We start from the raw sequence: 17,127 nt of genomic DNA, 5'->3' as shown, positions 1-17,127 counted from the left end.
GAACTTGCCGACGCCGGCGGCCTGGATGCCCTGCTCTACTGTGACCGGTAATGTCGACAACGTGATTCCCCTTGGCCCGAAAGCGATGCATTGCGGGCTAGTTTGCAGGAAAGGTGCGCTGAGAACAGTGCAGTGGGAAACAAACACTCGACAAAAGCCGGCCTTCCACGCAGTGTTGGCACCGGGCCGACCACAATGTATCCTGTGGCAACATCCTGCACCGCCCACTACAATGAAAGAATCACATGAAACAATTGCTTTCCACTTGCGTCCTCGGCTTGAGCCTCACGCTGGCCATGGCCGGTTGCGACCGCGCCAAGGCGCCCTCGCCGCCCGGGACCTCCGCTGCGGTGGCATTCCAGAAAATCGACACCGTCACCGGCACCGGCAAGGAAGCGGTCGCGGGCGCCACGGCCGTCGTCAACTACACCGGCTGGCTCTATGACCCGAGTGCCGCGTCGAAGCACGGCACCCAGTTCGACTCCTCGATCGGGCGCGAGCCGTTCAGCTTCGAGCTCGGCGCCGGCCGGGTCATCAAGGGGTGGGACGATGGCGTGCAGGGAATGAAGGTCGGCGGCAAGCGCACCCTGATCGTGCCGGCCGAGATGGGTTACGGCGACGGCGGCGCGGGCCCGATCCCGCCGGGCGCGACCCTGATCTTCGACGTCGAGCTGCTCGACGTACGCTGAGCCGCACGGACATCAGCCAGCCCCTGCCGTGGGGCCGGCCTTTTACCGTACCCGGCCTTGCATCTCCAGGTAGATGCGCGCGCTGCCTGGATCGTCCGACATCACCGTCAGTTGGCCGGTGTACAAGCCGGGAAGCTTGGGCTTGCCATCCGGGCCGGTGCGCACACTGAGCTTGTAGGTCACCGCGACGCTCTGCCCTGGCTTGAGTGTGACCGGCATGGCGCCGCCGTTCGGCTCGATGACGGTGTCCGGCCAGGCCAACACCCGGCCATCGGAAAAGACTTGCGTCGTCTCCGACTCGTACTGTGCGTTGAAACCGTATTCCCACACCCTTCCCTGGCCGCTCAGGTCGTCGACGCCGTATAAGGCGAACATCGAGCCGATCCGCACATGCAAGTCGGCGTCGCCACGATTCGAAAAGGTGATCACTCGCCTCGCGCTTGCTCCGCCTACCGCGTCGGGCATCACCACCGGCACCGTCAGCGCCCCGCCGTTATAGTGCTTGCCATCGATCAGCAGCTTGGGCTGCGGCCCCACGGGTGCCTGGCGCATGGTGATGTACGGATCCCCCTGGATGCCAAGCGGCGTACCTTCCATCCGGCCGTACAAGGCCTCGGCGAAGGTGCTGCCGGTCTGCAGCATGGCGTATTCGTTCTTGATGATGTCTTCTTCATAGGTACTCGCCACCAGCACGACGGTCGCCATGCCGCGCGTGAGCAGCGCGTCGCCGCGCATCAGGAGGCTGGTGCCGACCGATTGCTCGTGGAAGAAATTATGGGAACTGCAGGACACCATCTCGACATACTTGGCCTTGACGAACTGCGGGGCGAGCCCGGATGCGAACCAGTTGGTCGCGTCGTCGGAATAAAATTTTCCGATGGTGCCGGGTCCTTCGAACTGCAGGTAGCGGGGATCGCCATGCACGTTGGCGGCGCACATCTCGTTGTTCTGCCGCAGGCAATCGAGGAACTGGTCGCGCCGCTCGGCCGAGCTGCCCTTGTTCTCGTAGCTGATGCCGCCCGCGGGATACAGGCTCATGCCCGACCACAGGTGCGACAGGTCGCCCCACTGCCATCCCGGCCCGCCGAACCAGGCAGCCTCGATCAAGCGGAACTGCCGCGCCCACTTGGCGTTCGTGGTACCGCTGGCCCTGTGGTAGGCGATCATCTGGTCCAGCTTGGCCGCGATCTCCGCCGGCTCGGCCAGCGCAGTGGTGCCGCGCAGGACCGATACGACCAGCCCATTCCGGCAGCGTGGGTCGATCGAGCGCAGCGCCAGCCCATTGAGGACCACGCCTGCTTCGTTGATCTGGAACGCCGGGCAATCCGGCAGCCGGTACGGGTCGAGGAAAGGCGCCTCGCCTGACGAAGGTACCGGCAGCTGGCCCACCAGGATGACGCCGTCATAGCTGCGCAGCTGGTCCCGGATGGCCCCGATCGAACCGGCCGCCTGCATCACCGTCGCGCTCCACGAAGGGCCATTCGTGCGCAGGCGGCTCAGGTCGTCCTGCATGGCATTCGCAAGCGCGGCAAGCCGCGCCCCGCTGTCGGCCATGCGCTCCTTTGATGCGAGCAGGAGCAGCTTGCGGGTACCCGGCGCTACCTCGTCGACCGCGCCTGACGCCAGGGCGGCCAGACGCCCGACTTCCTGGTCGATGTGGCCCTGGACGGCGTCGTCGGCCAGGCCTGGCGTGTTGTGCAGCATCGCGCGCACGACCGCGTTTGCAAGATGTCCGCTATACGCGCCGCTCTGGCCGGCAGCATCGATCCCGCGCGTGAACTCCATCGCGATGCGTGTCTTGCGCTCGATGAGCTCGGCGTCGGTGCCGCGGGCGCCGGCCAATACCGACAGCAGCACACCGGCGCGCGTCGCCCCCTTCTGGTTGAGCGCACTGGCCCAGAACTCCGCTCCAGCGATGTCGGGATCGCGCGATAGCAGGCCGCGGTAGACGGCATACACCCACGTGAAGTCGCAGCCGATCCAGTCGCAATAAGGATAGAGCTGGCGCGATTCGGCGCTGTCGGCAAAGCCGTCGAGCAGGTGCCGGACAGTTTCGCTGGTCCGGTAGGCCTTGTCCAATTCCGGAATCGTCGCAGGCGCATTCGCAGTACGGAAGGCTGGCCCGTAGTAGGCCAGCCCGGCAGGATCGGCGGGCCGGCCAAAAAATCCGATATAGAGTTGCTGGACCAGCTTCTCGTACGTGGCATCGATACTGACCGCCGAACGCGACCCCTGCACGGAACCGACGCGCTGCGCCTGCTGCTGCTCGCCACCGCAGGACGCCAGGACGCAGGAAACCGCCAGAATCGCCAACCGAATGGATTTGCGCATGGGCCCGCCAGCAAGGTCGAAAACGCGATGTTATTCGAAATGCAAGCTCTTGCGCGGGTTTTTGCGCCGCATGTCCGAGATTATGAGAGGCGGGTAAAAATTATTCGACCTGTAAAAAAGCTCGCCGAAGCGAGCTCTGTCCAACATTACTCCAGCTACGGAAGGGACAGTATGGCGGCTTCGGGCCGCGCATCAGGCACACCTTCCAGGAATGGCGCCGGCTTACTCCGCCGCGTCGAGGAAGAAAATCGCGTAGGCCCTGGCTGGCGTTTCGACAGTCGGCTTTTCCACCTGCACCTGGGCGCAGTCTTGCGCCACCAGGCTGCGCCAGTTGCGAATCCCGGCATTCGAAAACAGCGGATTGGCCTTGGCGTTCAGGCTGATGTCCAGCGCCAGCCGGGCATTGCGTGGTCCCGCCTTGTTATAGCTGACACCTTTTAAATCGATACCGAAAGCGGCCAGCCATGGTTCCCAGGCGCCCGATTCGTTGCCAAGCACAATGCGGTCAAGCATGTCCTTGAACGAGACGCCTTTCTTGGTCACCCCGCGCAGGAATTCCAGCGAGGGCGCAAAGCGCGCATCGGTGCTTTGCTTGCCTGCGCCGCGGTCGGCAATCGCCTTGAGTTCTTTCGAAAACGTTGCATCGCGCTCGGTGTAATCGCGCACGCGGTTGTAGAAATCCCCATCGAGGAAGGGGTTCTCGGGGCGGCCGGCAGGCGTACCCTCTGGTTTGCCGGCTGATGGCTGTTTTTTAGTGGTCATGGTGTTCAAACGTCGATGTAAGGGCGGAGTGTAGCACCGCCGGCCGCGCTGCGAGCAGTGCGATGGGCCAGGATTTAACTGGATACAGCCTGGGCGCGCGCCTTGTGCAGCTTCTTGTAGCTGTCGATCAGGCGGTGGTGGCGGTCGAGGCCTTCGAGCTTCATGCTGGTCGGGCTCAAGCCGAAGAAGCGCACGCTCCCGTCCACCGAACCCAGCGCCGCATCCATGCGGGCATTGCCATACATCCGGCGGAAATTGACGACGTAATCGTCAAGCTCCAGCTCGTCGTCGAGGCTTACTTCCAGCACCACGTTCAAGGCCTGATAGAACAGCCTGCGCTCGACCGTGTTGTCGTTGTACTGCAGGAAGGCGCCCACCAGGTCGTGCGCCTCCTCGAACTGCTGAAGAGCCAGCTGGATCAGCAGCTTCAGTTCGAGCACCGTCAGCTGGCCCCAGTCCGTGTTCTCGTCGAACTCGATGCCGATCAGGGTCGCGATGTCTGAATACTCGTCCAGCTCATTGTTATCGAGGCACTCGAGCAGCGCCTCCAGGGCGGCGTTGTCCAGGCGATGCAGGTTCAGGATATCTTCACGGAACAGCAGCGATTTGTTGGTGTTGTCCCAGACCAGGTCTTCGACCGGATATACCTCGGAATAACCGGGCACCAGGATGCGGCAGGCCACCGCGCCGAGCTGGTCGTACACCGCGGTATAGACCTCCTTGCCCATCTCGTCGAGAATGCCGAGCAGGGTCGCGGCTTCCTCGGCATTGGCGTTGCTGCCCCGCGCCGTGAAATCCCATTCGACGAAATCGGCGTCCGCCTTGGCGCTGAAGAAGCGCCATGACACCACGCCGCTCGAATCGATGAAGTGCTCGACGAAGTTATTTGGCTCCGTCACCGCATGGCTGGCGAAGGTCGGCTGCGGCAAGTCGTTCAGGCCTTCGAAACTGCGGCCTTGCAGCAGTTCGGTCAGGCTGCGCTCCAGCGCCACCTCGAAGCTCGGGTGCGCGCCAAAGGAGGCAAAGACGCCGCCCGTTTTCGGGTTCATCAGGGTGACGCACATGACCGGGTAGGTGCCGCCCAGCGACGCGTCCTTGACCAGCACCGGGAAGCCCTGCTCTTCCAGGGCCTGGATCCCGGCCACGATACCCGGGTATTTCGCCAGCACCTCTTGCGGTACGTCCGGCAGGGCCATTTCGCTTTCGATGATTTCACGCTTGACCGCCCGCTCGAAAATCTCGGACAGGCATTGCACCTGGGCTTCGGCCAGCGTATTGCCGGCGCTCATGCCGTTGCTGGCATACAGATTTTCCACCAGGTTGGACGGGAAATAAACGGTCTCGCCATCGGATTGGCGTACGAAAGGCAGCGCAACGATACCGCGCCCGGCATTGCCGGAATTGGTATCGACCAGGTGCGAGCCGCGCAGCTCGCCGTCCGGATCGTAGATACCGAGGCTGTATTCGTCGAGGATGCCGGTCGGGAGCGCGTCTTTCTTGCCAGGCTTGAACCAGCGCTCGTTCGGGTAATGGACGAAGTCCGCGTTGGCGATGTCTTCGCCCCAGAACGCGCCGGCGTAGAAGTGGTTGCAATTGAGGCGCTCGATATATTCGCCCAGGGCCGATGCCAGCGCGCTTTCCTTGGTCGCGCCTTTTCCGTTGGTGAAGCACATCGGCGAATGCGCATCGCGGATATGCAGCGACCACACGTTCGGGACGATATTGCGCCAGGAGGCGATCTCGATCTTGATGCCCAAGCTCGCCAGCATGCCGGACATGTTGGCAATCGTCTGCTCCAGCGGCAGGTCCTTGCCGACAATATAGGTGCTCGACTCGGTGCCCGGCTGCAGGGTCAATAGCGCCTGCGCGTCGGCATCCAGGTTCGCGACTTCTTCGATCACGAACTCCGGCCCGGCCTGGACCACTTTCTTCACCGTGCAGCGGTCGATCGAGCGCAGGATGCCCTGGCGGTCCTTGTCCGAGATATCGGCCGGCAGCTCGACCTGGATTTTGAAGATCTGCTGGTAGCGGTTCTCCGGATCGACGATATTATTCTGCGACAGGCGGATGTTTTCGGTCGGAATATTGCGGGTATCGCAGTAGAGCTTGACGAAATAGGCCGCGCACAGGGCCGACGAGGCCAGGAAATAGTCGAACGGACCAGGCGCCGAGCCGTCGCCCTTGTAGCGGATGGGCTGGTCGGCGATGACCGTGAAGTCGTCGAACTTGGCTTCAAGGCGAAGCTTGTCGAGGAAGTTGACTTTAATTTCCATAAAAAATCCTGAATTCAAAATATAAAGCCCTGCGAGGACAGGGCTCTATGGTCAATCAATATGCTCAATGCGCTTGTTCGGGAGGTCTGTCCCCACTCGACGATCGACGCCTCAGCCCATTGCCGCCCGCAGGTCGCGGATACGAGAAAATACCATGGACGCGCGCGTACCCGGCTTGGTGGGGTAAAGGTCAACCTGCGGTTCATCCGGCGCAAGATGTGGCCCGGAGGCGGGATTTTATACTGATTCGCGGTCCAGGGCGTTGCCAATCCGGTGGCTCGGGGCCGCATCGAAGGCGGTCCCACAGGAAGTACCGGGTGTCGTCCGAGAGCTGCGCTGCCGGGACTCGATATCGCGTCGAGTCTGCCGAACATCAATCCGACCTGTCGCATGCTGGATAAAATCGTTTCGTTATGGAAAATACGAGCGTTAAGCCGTTCTGAAAAAGATGAGGCAAGGTATGGCATCCCGTCTGCATCACCGTTCCCATGAAGGTCCGCTACACCGCAGCCCACGCGCTGTGGGTCCGAAGCTGCATCGTCAACACGGTGCGTTTGCAGTGATGTTTGTCCCGTTGCTGATCGTAATAATTGGGTTTTGCGGCCTTGCTATCGATATGGGTCAGGTTTACAACCGCAAGGTCGATTTACATGGCATATCCAAAGCCGCCGCGCTGGCGGCGGCGCGCGAGCTCAACGGTACGCCAGCGGGAATGACCGCGGCGAAAGCCGCAGCGAAGAAAGCTGCAGAAGGTCTCCGCTATCGGAACTTCATTGCAGGCTCCAGTTTCGGGTGGAGCGACGACGCGCTCAGCTTCGGTAGCTCTCCCGCTCGAAGCGGAACCTGGGTCCCAGCCACGTCCGAAGGGACGTCGACTGCTCAGGCGGCAGCACTGTTTTTTGCACGCGTGGACACCAAAGGCCTTGGATCGGCACTCGGTACAGTAGAAACGTATTTCATCAGAGTGCTTTCGGCTGACCTGGCGAGTGTCCAGATCAGCGACAGTGCCATTGCAGGTAAAACTTCCTTGGACGTGGTTCCGATCGCAATTTGCGCCATGTCGTCGGCACGATTCGAAGAGCGCACGGCCGTAACGCCGGCCAGTACAAGCTTGTCCGAGTTGGTCCAATACGGATTTCGCCGCGGAGTCAGCTACGATCTCATGAACCTGAACCCTACCGGTCCGGACCCGCTCAGATTCACGGTAAATCCCGTTGCAGCACCAGGGGTAAACGGCTCTGCGATGGATGCCGCTGCAGTGGCACCGTTCGTCTGCAGCGGTTCGATGTGGACAAACCGGGTACAAGACGGAACGGTCCGTGTCTCTGAATTGCCGTCCTCGGCCCCCCTTGCTGCGCTGCGTCCAGCGCTCAACACCCGCTTCGACACTTACACCGGCACCCCCTGCACTCCCCGAGGTGCAGGACCGGACATCAATATCAAAGTCTACGCATACGACCAGATGAATGCGGTCAAGTGGATGACCCCTGCAAAGGGTAGCGCTGCTGCTGCGACGACGAGAGCACGCGGCAAGCTCGAGACGGTTGCCGATCTGGCTGTGGCGCCAGCCTTACCCGGGGATTACGGTCCCCTGTGGGCATATTCCAGGGCAGCCGTCGCCCCAACTCCATTGGATGGCCCCGAGCCGGCCAACGGCTACGCCACCTTCGCCCATACAGATTGGCCAACGCTGTACAAGTCAGGGCCGACGGCATCGAGTTATCCCGCGTCCCCGGCAGTGCCCTATCAATCCACACTTGTCTCCAGTGGCCTGTTCACCGCTCCGCGCGTTGCTAACAGACCCATGGCACTTCCCGGCCGACGAGTCTTGAATATCCCGCTGCTGCAATGTCTGCCTAGTGCTCCATCTGGCCAAAACGTCTCGGCAAGCGTGGTAGCTATTGGCAAGTTATTCATGACTGTTCCGGCGACTGATAACACCCTTATCGCAGAATTTGCCGGACTCGTTTCGCCAAGCAGGAAGTCGGGTCACGTGGAGCTCTTCCCATGAAAAATATCGCCATTGCATCTGCACGCATGTCGAAGAGGCAACAAGCCGGCGCCGCAGCGGTGGAGCTGGCGCTTATCCTGCCGATCCTCTTGTGCTTTCTGACTATTCCCATCTTCTTCGCCCGGGTGTTCTGGCATTACACGGTCGCGCAGAAAGCAGTACAGGACGCTGCGCGCTATTTGTCGACGGTGCCCGCAACGGAGATGATGACCCAGAGCCAGGCACGCGCGGCGGGAGCACTTGCGAAAGAAATCGTCCTTCGGGAAATCGCTGAACTTGCGCCTGGCTCCGAAATCGGGGAGGCAGGTACATATTGCGATGAGGAGAACTGTGGTGAAATGCAGCCGGGAACAACACCTTCAACCGTACGAGTCAATTTTACGATTTCGATGTTTGACCCGTTCGAAAGCGTTGACGTCGGCTGGTACGGACTCCCCATTACTGCCAGCTACACCATGCCCTATGTCGGCAAATAGGCCGTCCAGGCATCGACTCCGGTTGCCTCGCAAGACGCAAGCCGGCGCCACCGCGGTCGAGTTTGCACTGCTGGCCATGATCTTTTTCACGTTTACCTTCGGAATTATCGAAGTGGCGCGGCTTCTATTTGTCTTCAATACATTACAAGAAGTGACACGCAGGGCGGCGGCTGCTGGAGCGAACGTTTATCCCAGCGACACCAATGGAATTGCCGAACTAAGACAGAACGCCATTTTCCGAGACTCGCCGGGCGAACTCATGCTTGCATCTCCAGTGACTGACGAACACATCCGGCTTGATTACCTGCGGTTCGACCTGTCCGTCATACCCCAGGCGTCATTACCCGGCAGCGCAGCTGAAAACAGGCAGCTTTGCATGATCAATCCCCGTAGCTCCACTTGTATTCGGTTTGTCCAGGCCCAGGTATGCGATCCTGAAGAGGCCGATGAATGCGTCGCAGTGACCTCGCGGATGCTGCTCCCATTTATCGACCTGCGCGTGCCGCTTCATCGCGCAACCACCATCGCGACGGCGGAGTCCTTAGGATACGTTCCTGGCACGCCGCCACCGGACCCGCCACCCTGCGGCTGTTGACACGTGATTCAACGAAACTCGCAGTGTCGTGCGGGTTTGGTTGAGCCCCGGCGGCATGGCAGCCCGGCCGGTCAACTGCAAGCCAATGCCGATACCATCGAATTATCTTGCTCTATCCTGCCTCCCCGTGCCTGATGCTTCCAGCCTTGACACGAAAATCTATGGTCCGTGGCGATCCTGTCCATGCAGATGAGAACCGTGCTTGCCGAGATCGATACCGATGAGCGCGGCGTCTTGCATGATGGCCTCCGTCCAGAATGAACGCACCCCACAAGATTAATACCTTGCAGGGTGGAGGGGACCATCTCATAAGCCCTCGGGATTAGGGGCTTAGGCAAATCCGGCACTATGAAGTGCTGAGCTGCGAATTATTCCCACTCGATGATCAATGGCCGAGCTAAGTTACTGAATCTATGCCCCACTTTGTTAACCCGTCTGAGCAATACCATGGGGAATGCCATCGGGCGAGTTCGCCCACTACACGTCTCCGGAGCCGCCTGGCGCAAGCTTGGATGAGACTTGGTACCATCCTGCGGCTACCTGTATTCCTCAGTCCACTGACACCCGCTTCAAGGGCGGCGAGAACAGCACCGCGGACCTCTAACGCAACATTCTTCTCGCGACCGCCTGACACTGGCGGGCCCCGCCCTGTTGGCCTAGCTCGCCTTGACCGGTGCCCACTTCCTGCCGCCCATCCTCGATGGACCCACTACTCTGCATTGCTCAAGGTCGGCCACTACGCGGCTGGCGGATCGTTACAGGGCGGTGCTGGTCATCCTGCTGACCCGCCGTTCGCGTTCCACGCTCGTCCTCCGGCGCGGCGTAGTTCTGTTGGTCTCGTTCCTCCAGATCGGGCTGATCAGAATCGTCAATAGCGGCTGCTGCGATGTCGACTTCGAAGGTTACCGGCCTACGGCATGCTGGCGTAGAGCGTGGACTTGATCCTCCTCGGGTTGAAAGTCGGTCATCAGGCGCCGCTGGACTGCGCGCCCCTTATCGGGTGGGTTTCGGTACGACGACAAGGTCGACGAAGGCGCGCGGCGCGAAGCGTATCGCCTGCCCCTCCGTCTGCTCGGTGATCCTGTTGCCGGCGATGTCGTATAAGTCACCGGTCAGCAAATCGGTCACCGAAAAGCGGTAGGTCTTGTCGGCGGCGATCCTGAGCCCGCCGCTGCGCGGCAGCCGCTGCCGCGTCGGGAACAGCAGGCTTCCCAGCGACACCGCGCGCGCGGCGCCGACTACCCCGAGGATCGCAGGCACGTTCGGATCCGGCGCCGTCTCCGAGAGATTCACGCTGAATGCCCGTTTGCCGCCTTCCGTGTGCACGCTAACGGAGACGAAGGCTTCGGTGTCGCCCACCATGGCGCGCTCCTCGTCCACCTTCGGAAACGGCGAACGTATACCCAGCTTTTTCATCAGGCGGTTGACCCCGACGCTGCCCCCGGCCAGGATCATCGCCGAGAGCACCGCGGTCAGCATGCCGCCATCCGTGATGCCGGCGGGCCGGCCGCTATAGGCGCCGAATACCGGCGCCAGCAGGTCGATGTCGAAGCTGGTGACGACGACGAGCGAGATTGCGAACATGATCGGCGAGCGCCAGGCCTTGCCGACGAAGAATTCCTGGAACAAGCGCCAGTTGAACAACAGTTCGAATGCGCTTTCAAGCAGGATGGCCAGCACCAGCGCCGCCACCAGCACCCGGAACACGATGGACGTCGTGCTGTCCTTGACCTGCTGCGGGTCCTCGATCGTGACCAGGTATTTTTTCGCGACCGCCCCCGTGCACTGCGTTTTATCTTCGGCAAGCTCCTGTCCCGTTTCCAGGTACAGCACCACCGTGCCCTTTTGCAACGGGTCCGGCTTGAACAGCAGCTGCATCGGCCTGCGTTCCTTGACGAGCGTGGTGCCGACGTTTCTGCCGGGCGGCTCATGGATGCAGTTGGCCTCGACGATTTCGACCACCGCCCCTGGCGCGACGCTGCGCGTTTCAGGGATGATTTCCGCGAAGACCGCGGGACTCGTCAGCAGCAACATGAACCACAGCAGCCATTTGCCTTGCAGGAGTTTGTGCATGTCTCGTTCCCCGGATCCGATGTTCGGTTGGTTTTAGCCGCACTTGCCGGCGATGTCGTTCGCCATGGCGATCAGGCGCGCGAGCCGCCCGTCCACGGATATCTCGGCGACAGCGCGATCGCGCGCCGCATGGTGGCGATGTCGCCTTCGTACTCCGCGCATGTCGCGCCATACTCCGTGTACAGGCCCCAGCCCTGGATTCCGCCGTAGGCCAGTCCCGCGCCGAACAGCGTTGCCGCCATCGCCGTCGTGCCGGCCACGGCGATGATCAGGCTGGCCCCCATCTAAGCGATATCGCTCGGATCGATCTCGGGCGACGCGTAAACGCCGCTGGTCACCTTGTCTGTGACGTAGAGCGAACGTTCGTAGATCTCCTTGGCGACCTTCCTTTCGATGGCCGTCGCGCCCTGGCGCGAGGTGGCCCAGCCCGCGGTCGCCTGGCGGCCGACGGCTACCGCCAGCGCCGTGATCTGGCCGTAGATGCGCTTGCGCGGCGCGGTGTCGGCCGTCCGTCACGCCTGCTCGGCGCCGGCGGCATGTTTGGCCAGCTCGTCTCGCGCCCGCCTCCTGCGCTCCTCCCTGCCGGCGCCGTAGTCGCGCACCAGCGCGTCGTACTGCCGTACCAGGACCGTGTCCCGGTATCGCGCCGCTTCGGCACAGGTAATCACCCGCCCGTTCAACACCCCGAAGTCCGCCATGTCTACCTCCCGTCAGCCAGCCTGGATCCGTTCCCATTTCCCCGTCGACGGGGTCCCCATGTCGTCATACACCCAGGCGTCGCCCGCGCCCGAGGGCTGCCAGCCGTGCAGCCGGGCCAGCAGGCGTCCGCCGCCGCCCTCGACGTCCAGCACCGGCGCCATGCCGTCGTCCCTATTGATGGTGCAGGGCCCGCCCTTGATATCGGCCTGCCACGGGTTCTTCGCGCCCTGCTGGTCCATCCGCTCCCAACCGCGGCGCGGGTCGAGCCTGAGTTTCACCTTCCCCAGCGCACCGAGGTCGATGCGGATCATGTCCCCCTTCAGCGGCTTGGCGGCGACCGGCTTGCCGGAACCGATCGGCCCGACGAACTCGGGCAGCCAGCGCACCCTTGCCTCACCGTCGCCGTGGGCGGGGAACATCCCGGCCAGTAGCTGGTTCCAGTCGCGCGGATTCGGCTCCGGCTTCCCTCCCTGCGGGTCGATCCGTACGCTGCTCTGGAACTTGTAGATGTATCCGACCGAGCCGGCGGGCAGCCTCGACCCCGTCATGAAGGGGACGAAGCGCAGCGGCGGATACGGCGCAGCTTCCGTGATCGGCGCGCGGGTCGGCTTGTACACGCCGGCCAGCTGGCCCAGCGGGTTGCCTTCCGGCGGCGCGGCGATATCGTTGACCCGCTCGAACACCAGCAGCAGGTGGAAGCTGTGCGGCTCGGCGGCGATGCGCTCGGACCCGGGCGTGCCGCCGAAGTCCGCGGGCAGCACCGGATTGACGAACAGATCGCGCGATATCACTTCCACGCCATAACCGACGCCGCTTCGCCTGAGCTCGAGCGCATCGCCGTCCTTGACCATCCAGAAGGATTCGTTCGCGAACGAGGCATGGCGGTGGGGCATGCCGATGAAGGTGAGCCAGTGCGCCTGCCCGTAGTCACTCAGCAGCAGTCGCTGCGCGCGGACGCCGGCGGGCCGGGCCAGCCGGACCGGACCTGGATCCTTGAACGACAGGCCGGCGCTGGCGGAGCGCGTCTCGTGCGGAGAACGGCGCCCCACCGTGGTCCACTGGCCGCCGTCCATAACCAGGACCTGGTCGAGCACCTGCAGCCCCCACAGCAGCTCGGAGGTGCCGCCCCAGTGTCCCTTGTGCCAGCTGCACAGCAGCCGCCTGCGGGCGCCGGCGCGCGCCCCGACGGCGAGGCCGGGCGAGGTACCGAGCGCGAGCACGAAGCCGCCGGCCGATTCGCATTCGAGTGCGAAATCGAAGGGAATGCGGTCGTCGCCTTCGGGCCGGCGCGCCAGCAGCCAGCTGTCGCCGTCGCTCGGAAGCTTGCCATTCGCCGTCCAGTCTTCGCCAGGGTCGAGCATGCGGCGCAGGTGCACCTTGGCCATGACCCAGTAACTGCCCACATCCGTGCCGGCCGGCCGCACGACGATGGCGGTGTGGGCGACCTTCGGATTGCGGTCCAGGTCGTAGGTGAGGCCGAACGGCCTTCCCGCTTCGATCCGCCAGTCCATCGGCCGCGGCCCCGGCAGCGGGCTGCCGTCCTTGCGATAATGGCTGGCGTAGGGCAGATCGAGCTTGCGCAGCACCGGCAGGGGCACGCCGCGCGGCTTGTTCTCCACGGGCGCCGGACTATCGGGCATGCTTGCCTGCGACTCCGGGCCGGCATGCATGATCGGATTCGGACCGATCTCGAAGACATTGTTGATGCGCGTTTCTTCCAGGTCGACGTCAACGGTCTCGCCCACGCCGCCGAAGCGCGCCAGCGCGTCGGTTCGGAACAGCACGTCGTCGAGGCAGAGCAGCGCGCCGTTCGCGCCCTTGACCACGGCCCCGTCGGCGACGTCGTAGGTAGCCACCAGCGGAATCGCCGCGCGCACCGTCGGCGGCGCGAGGCGCAGGGCCGGGTCGTTCCAGTCGACCTTCGCCGCCACCAGCTTGCCGGCGGCGACGACGCGGTTCTCAACGTCCGGATCGTGCCTGAGCCAGCCATCGAAACGGCGCAGCGGGCGCAGGATGCAGGCCACGAAACGCGCCCCGTGCAGTCCGGGAAGGCGGGCGCGGCAGAATTCCGCCGGCCGCTGCGGCAGCCCGAAGCGCCACTCCGGCCAGGCCTCGGTCTGCAGGGTCTCGACCCGCGACTCCACCAGCGACTCGGTGCCGGCGAAGGCTTCGGTCCATTCGTGCAGCTTCGGCGCGCCCATCAGCATGCGCGGCAGCGCCAGCGGGTAGCCGGTCCAGTGCCAATCGTGACGCTGGACCAGGAATCCCTTCAGCCAGGTGGCGTCGATGCCGCCCGCCACGACGATGCGTGCCGCCGCGTCGTTGCCGTCCATGACGAATCCGAGCGCCGCCTGGGCCGCCTTCAGCGCGTCCACGCTCGCCCGGGCGGCGTCGGCGGCCACAGGCGCGCATTCGAAGGCATGCCTGGTCGCGCCGAAAGCGCGGTAGGGCCTGCCGTCGGCGGCGACGAAGCCATCGTCCTCGGAAGCGAAATTGGCCAGACGGGCCAACGGCGCCACCGCCGTCCCCGCAAAGAAGGCCTCCGGCACCAGCGTCCACAGCGTCACCCAGGCGATCGCCCCGGGCGCCAGCTCGATCCTGAGCGTGCCGCCGCTCGCCTTCGCCGACGAGGCGGCGGCCGCGGCGCAGGCGATCGCGCCCGGCTCCATGTAGCCGTCCTGGATGCCTACCCGCGGCGCCAGCACCGCCCGCACCACCGCTCCGGTCTGCGCGAAGCGCACTTCGGCGCCAATGGCGCGCGCCGCCGGATGCCGTGCGCGGCGCCCGGTTCCCGCTGCCGTTGCGGCGAAGCGTGCCAGCAGCGCGTCGCGATCGGCGGCCAGTTGCGCCGGCGTGCGCCCGGCGCTGGCCGGGTCCTGTTCCGACGCGCCGTTCTGGGGCCGCAGGGTGCGCTGGGCGATGTCGGCGCCGATCCAGCGTTCGATCACCTTCGGGGTGCCGTCCGGCGCCACCAGCTCGAAGACGTGCGAGGTCGGCGCACTGGCGAGCCACTGAGCGCCCTGCGGCCGGATCACCGCTACCCTCACCCGCTGTTCCGGCCGGGCACCGGCTTGTGCGTGCCAGGCGCGCGAATCCGCCTCCATCTCGTACGCCGCGCCGGGCGGCTTGAGCGTGACGCCTCCCGGCGCGACCCGGCACAGGTAGCGGAACGCCGCCAGGCCGGCGAACAGGGCCGCGTCCGGCTGTTTCAGGCGGCGGTCATCGTGCTTGCGAGCGCAATCGGCATCGAGGATCTTGCCGGCGTTGCCGATCGGCGTCCCCCTGGCCCAGTAGCGCAGGCCATAGGCCAGCGGCGGCGTCTTCCAGTCGCCGGGCCAGCCGAACGACAGGCCGTCGACGCCGTCGCTGTCCGCCTCCTCGTTGCGCATGGCCCCGTTCAGCGCCTTGCCGTCGTAGGGAAATGCGACCACGCTCCTGCCCTTTTCGCTGACCGCGCCGATGGCGTCGTGGAAGCGGACCGGGGCGCCGTCGGCGCCGGTGAAACGCTTCCACTTCCCATCATCGCCCTTGACAGTGGCGGCCAGGTCGGTCAGCCACTGCCAGTCGAGCGCCGCCTCGGCCCGCTCGTAGCCGGCCGCCAGGGCGATCGCATACCCGCGCAGCTGCGTGTCCTGGCGCGCCACCAGGCCCTGGTCGATCTCAATGGAGACCGCCAGGTCGCGGTCCTCCGCGAGACTGGCGGGGGCGGCATCGTCGGGCGGGCGCAAGCGGTCGTGCAAGGCCGCGATGCGGCCGCGAATCGCGTCGAAGGGCATGTCGGCCGCCGGGAGCCCCTCGCTGGCCAGCAGCGCCAGGCCATGGGCGTAGCAAGCTGCCAAGCGCTCGATATGGGCACTCTCGGTCTTGCCCCGGATCCAGGCATCGACGATCCTGTGCAGCTCCTCGACGCGGGCGTCAGAGGACCCCGAGCGCAGCTCGAGCCAGTGGCGCCACCAGCCGGCCAGCAATTCCGCCACCTCGTGCTCGCCGACTATGCTCGCGATCGTCTCGTACCACTGGGCAAACGGGCGCCGGTCGTCCCATGCCGGCGCGGCCGGGTCGCGCGCTTGCCGCATGGCGATGACCGCGAGCCAGGCGACCACCAGCATCCTGGCGTGCGCCGCGTTATCCAGTACCCCGGCCGCGGCGGCATACCAGTGCAGGTCGCCCGGATCGGATGCCGCCGGCGGCGCAAACAGGGGCGCCAGGGGCGCCAGCGTGGTCGAGCCGGCGGCCAGGCCGGCCTCGACCTGCGCCTTCAGGTCGGCGAAAGCGGTACCGCCATCGTTCCAGGTCTGCACCAGATCGTCGCCGGTACGGGCATCGGCCTGGGGCAGCCGCTCCCAGATCGTGACCGGTCCGCCGTCTTCCATGCGCAGCAAGCCCGGCCCGAGCGCCCGGCCCAAGACCGCGGCGCGGCCGGCGCGCACGGCCGGCCAGCCGGCGCCGCCCTCGGGCACGGCATTGCCCAGCATGGCCAGGGGCGAGAGCGCGTTCGCGGCCAGCACCACGCGGGCGCCCACCTCGCTGATGTCCGAGGCCTGCAGGCCCGCCGGCACCACGGCCAGATCGCCGGCGTCGTCCGCATAGTTGCAGACCACGCTGAAGTCCACCCCGTCGAAGGGCTGCCCGTCGAGGCAGGCGGCCTTGTAGCCGACCGCGACCCAGGCGGGAGCGCCGGCCGGCGGCGCTTCCGGAGCCGCGGTAGCGGGCACGAAGCGCACCTGCCGGCCGCCCACCGGAACCACGAATTCCGGCGCGTAGGCGACCGGCGCGGCGGCGTCCTCGCAGACGAACGCGCGCACCATGCCCAGCACGTCCTGGCTCAGCGCCGCCGGCAGGTGGGTGAGCGAGGAAAACACGTGCGGCAGGCTGGACTTCGCGCAGTCGGCCACGGGCAGCCGCGCGCGCGGGGGCGCGGGGACCGCGGCCCGCAAATAACCGGGATCCAGCGAAAACACATCGTCGCACCCGGCGCAGCGGTTGAACAGCTCGGCTTCCAGCAGCGCCTGGGTGGCATGCCGGTCGCCCACCTCGCTGCGCGCCTCGGTATCGAGCCTGACCAGTACGCCCGCCGCATCGGCCGCCCACCAGTGCTCGATCTCGAAGCGCCACGGCCACATCAGCGCGTCCGCAGCCGTGAACGCCTGTTGTCCGTCGACCTTCGGCGAGCGGCCCGGCGCCGGCGCTCCGGTCGGCATGACCCAGTTCACCGCGA

The 17,127-nt window shown here is 64.9% G+C and carries 11 protein-coding genes; 4 read left to right on the top strand and 7 right to left on the bottom strand.

All coding sequences use genetic code 11. The annotated features are described in order from the left end of the window. Window positions 1-245: 245 nt before the first annotated feature. Window positions 246-689, top strand: a complete 444-nt coding sequence (locus AC56K1_RS03385; protein WP_497156418.1) for an FKBP-type peptidyl-prolyl cis-trans isomerase — start codon at window positions 246-248, stop codon at window positions 687-689. A 42-nt stretch (window positions 690-731) separates the two neighbouring features. Here AC56K1_RS03385 and AC56K1_RS03380 read toward each other — a convergent pair whose 3' ends face one another. From AC56K1_RS03380 to AC56K1_RS03370, 3 genes are all read right to left on the bottom strand, one after another. Continuing rightward, window positions 732-3,020, bottom strand: a complete 2,289-nt coding sequence (locus tag AC56K1_RS03380; RefSeq protein WP_497156417.1) for a DUF4214 domain-containing protein — start codon at window positions 3,018-3,020, stop codon at window positions 732-734. 222 nt (window positions 3,021-3,242) lie between these two features. Further along, window positions 3,243-3,782, bottom strand: coding sequence for a hypothetical protein (locus AC56K1_RS03375; protein ID WP_497156416.1), 540 nt, complete (start codon window positions 3,780-3,782; stop codon window positions 3,243-3,245). A gap of 74 nt (window positions 3,783-3,856) precedes the next feature. After that, window positions 3,857-6,055, bottom strand: a complete 2,199-nt coding sequence (locus AC56K1_RS03370) for an OsmC domain/YcaO domain-containing protein (RefSeq protein WP_497156415.1) — start codon at window positions 6,053-6,055, stop codon at window positions 3,857-3,859. 460 nt (window positions 6,056-6,515) lie between these two features. Here AC56K1_RS03370 and AC56K1_RS03365 point away from each other — a divergent pair, with 460 nt between their 5' ends. The 3 genes from AC56K1_RS03365 to AC56K1_RS03355 are packed head-to-tail and all read left to right on the top strand — an operon-like array spanning window position 6,516 to window position 9,137. Continuing rightward, window positions 6,516-8,066, top strand: a complete 1,551-nt coding sequence (locus AC56K1_RS03365; protein WP_497156414.1) for a pilus assembly protein TadG-related protein — start codon at window positions 6,516-6,518, stop codon at window positions 8,064-8,066. Then, window positions 8,063-8,542: a TadE/TadG family type IV pilus assembly protein gene (locus tag AC56K1_RS03360; protein ID WP_497156413.1), complete on the top strand. Its 480-nt coding sequence runs from the start codon at window positions 8,063-8,065 to the stop codon at window positions 8,540-8,542. The genes AC56K1_RS03365 and AC56K1_RS03360 overlap by 4 nt, the downstream gene beginning before the upstream one ends. Continuing rightward, the gene (locus AC56K1_RS03355; RefSeq protein ID WP_497156412.1) at window positions 8,529-9,137 is read left to right on the top strand and encodes a TadE/TadG family type IV pilus assembly protein; all 609 of its coding nucleotides are present in this window, start codon (window positions 8,529-8,531) and stop codon (window positions 9,135-9,137) included. Before AC56K1_RS03360 ends, AC56K1_RS03355 begins: the two co-directional genes overlap by 14 nt. 993 nt (window positions 9,138-10,130) lie before the next feature. Here the strand turns inward: AC56K1_RS03355 and AC56K1_RS03350 are convergent. From AC56K1_RS03350 to AC56K1_RS03335, 4 genes are all read right to left on the bottom strand, one after another. Beyond that, window positions 10,131-11,210: a hypothetical protein gene (locus AC56K1_RS03350; protein WP_497156411.1), complete on the bottom strand. Its 1,080-nt coding sequence runs from the start codon at window positions 11,208-11,210 to the stop codon at window positions 10,131-10,133. Between the two features lie 71 nt (window positions 11,211-11,281). Beyond that, window positions 11,282-11,494: a hypothetical protein gene (locus AC56K1_RS03345; protein WP_497156410.1), complete on the bottom strand. Its 213-nt coding sequence runs from the start codon at window positions 11,492-11,494 to the stop codon at window positions 11,282-11,284. 228 nt (window positions 11,495-11,722) lie between these two features. Next, window positions 11,723-11,908 (bottom strand): hypothetical protein, encoded by a 186-nt coding sequence (locus AC56K1_RS03340; protein WP_497156409.1) that lies wholly within the window; start codon window positions 11,906-11,908, stop codon window positions 11,723-11,725. A 12-nt stretch (window positions 11,909-11,920) separates the two neighbouring features. Continuing rightward, window positions 11,921-17,110, bottom strand: coding sequence for a hypothetical protein (locus tag AC56K1_RS03335; protein WP_497156408.1), 5,190 nt, complete (start codon window positions 17,108-17,110; stop codon window positions 11,921-11,923). Window positions 17,111-17,127 lie beyond the last annotated feature (17 nt).

The organism is Telluria sp. ZB4P37 (assembly GCF_059685855.1).
Note: the sequence above shows the minus strand (reverse complement) of the source record. Positions and strands in the feature narration are given on the sequence as shown.

Bases quoted from the DNA above. Each gene is read 5' to 3' on its own strand.
- AC56K1_RS03385 (WP_497156418.1), top strand. From the start codon at position 246: ATGAAACAATTGCTTTCCACTTGCGTCCTCGGCTTGAGCCTCACGCTG.
- AC56K1_RS03380 (WP_497156417.1), bottom strand. From the start codon at position 3,020: ATGCGCAAATCCATTCGGTTGGCGATTCTGGCGGTTTCCTGCGTCCTG.
- AC56K1_RS03375 (WP_497156416.1), bottom strand. From the start codon at position 3,782: ATGACCACTAAAAAACAGCCATCAGCCGGCAAACCAGAGGGTACGCCT.
- AC56K1_RS03370 (WP_497156415.1), bottom strand. From the start codon at position 6,055: ATGGAAATTAAAGTCAACTTCCTCGACAAGCTTCGCCTTGAAGCCAAG.
- AC56K1_RS03365 (WP_497156414.1), top strand. From the start codon at position 6,516: ATGGCATCCCGTCTGCATCACCGTTCCCATGAAGGTCCGCTACACCGC.
- AC56K1_RS03360 (WP_497156413.1), top strand. From the start codon at position 8,063: ATGAAAAATATCGCCATTGCATCTGCACGCATGTCGAAGAGGCAACAA.
- AC56K1_RS03355 (WP_497156412.1), top strand. From the start codon at position 8,529: ATGTCGGCAAATAGGCCGTCCAGGCATCGACTCCGGTTGCCTCGCAAG.
- AC56K1_RS03350 (WP_497156411.1), bottom strand. From the start codon at position 11,210: ATGCACAAACTCCTGCAAGGCAAATGGCTGCTGTGGTTCATGTTGCTG.
- AC56K1_RS03345 (WP_497156410.1), bottom strand. From the start codon at position 11,494: ATGGGGGCCAGCCTGATCATCGCCGTGGCCGGCACGACGGCGATGGCG.
- AC56K1_RS03340 (WP_497156409.1), bottom strand. From the start codon at position 11,908: ATGGCGGACTTCGGGGTGTTGAACGGGCGGGTGATTACCTGTGCCGAA.
- AC56K1_RS03335 (WP_497156408.1), bottom strand. From the start codon at position 17,110: ATGCCGACCGGAGCGCCGGCGCCGGGCCGCTCGCCGAAGGTCGACGGA.